The 700-nt window shown below is 61.6% G+C and carries 2 protein-coding genes; one reads left to right on the forward strand and one right to left on the reverse strand.

Annotation, left to right across the window (positions count from 1 at the left end):
* A partial coding sequence (locus tag KP708_RS15415; protein ID WP_215757239.1) for a hypothetical protein occupies positions 1-225 on the reverse strand: 225 nt, incomplete at its 3' end.
* A gap of 93 nt (positions 226-318) precedes the next feature.
* Between KP708_RS15415 and KP708_RS15420 the strand changes: the two genes are divergently transcribed.
* The coding region (locus KP708_RS15420) for a hypothetical protein (protein ID WP_215757240.1) at positions 319-700 on the forward strand (382 nt) is incomplete at its 3' end.

Raw genomic sequence — 700 nt, forward strand, 5'->3', positions numbered from 1 at the left:
CTTCCGCTCACTGGCACCATTGGCCCGCTTGTGCGCCTTGAACGCTTTCACGTAATCCGTGGGGCCTTCCGCCTTGCTCCACGCTATCGGATCACTGTCCCGAACGTGTCGTTTCTGGGAGACCGGATCGAGACGCTTGGCGTGATATTCCGTTGAGAGGATTCCACCTCGACCCGTCCCGAGGGACTTGAGAGCACCCGCACGAACCGCCGCGCAAATTGCCACCTGTCATTCCTTCCTGCTATGCAAGCAGTCMCACACTACCGATTGACCCTAAMGKGCCGCTCCGCTTCAMTCCGTGTGCAMGGGGAAMCCCCCTTGACCCCTTCCGATTACCCMCKAGAAATTCGGTACGACATGMCCCCCATCGAGCGCGCCCGTGCACTGCGTCGGGACTATGACGATCKGACCCGACAAGCACAGGMAACCGGCCACTACTCCGACCCACCGGCGGAGATGGTGGCATCCCCGTCCCTACCATCGGTCGATCACTGGCAGATCGTCAGGATTCCGAATGKCGGCCCGGTTCTGGCAGGATGGGCGCGATCTCATCCAGTGCTCGGCCCGTCTGACTGCTGGTTCGTCTCAACACCACTGGAACGCATCGACCCGGCCGGAAAATGGGCATGGTCAAAGAACCACCGGTTCCGGCTGCTCCGACCGGCTGACCCACTCAAAGAGGCCGAGCGATGGGCGGGAA

Origin of the sequence: Gluconobacter sp. P5H9_a, assembly GCF_018812085.1 — a bacterium.
Lineage (GTDB): Bacteria > Pseudomonadota > Alphaproteobacteria > Acetobacterales > Acetobacteraceae > Gluconobacter.